Origin of the sequence: Fulvivirga kasyanovii (assembly GCF_009711405.1) — a bacterium.
In the GTDB taxonomy this organism is placed as follows: domain Bacteria; phylum Bacteroidota; class Bacteroidia; order Cytophagales; family Cyclobacteriaceae; genus Fulvivirga; species Fulvivirga kasyanovii.
On sequence record NZ_SMLW01000035.1, the window covers coordinates 1 to 299 of the forward strand.

Here is a 299-nt window from a genome sequence, read left to right on the forward strand (position 1 = left end):
TTTGAGTGTGATAAATATCAAACGTTAAAATCAACCGAAGAATAGCAAAGTCAAAACTCCATCTCCGTGTCGGAGAGGGCATTCCGGCTAAAGCTAACCTGCTGTCTGCTGCCGGGTGAGGTCATACACCAGCAAGAGCATCCACCCGCTAACCCATACCACGTCATTCCGGAATTTTCGCAGAGCAACGGAGAAAATATCCGGAATCCCGAAGTTAAGAGCACTAGTAAAGCCTGACCTGCGTAATGTCAGAAGCCTGCACACTAAATGTCGCGGGGTCCTCTTCGAGAGACATCCGC

The 299-nt window shown here is 49.2% G+C and carries 1 protein-coding gene; it reads right to left on the reverse strand.

Annotated features, from left to right (window positions below; genetic code table 11):
- Positions 1 to 93: 93 nt before the first annotated feature.
- Positions 94 to 299 (reverse strand): hypothetical protein (locus E1163_RS30790; RefSeq protein ID WP_221417845.1); only part of this gene is annotated, 206 nt, incomplete at its 5' end.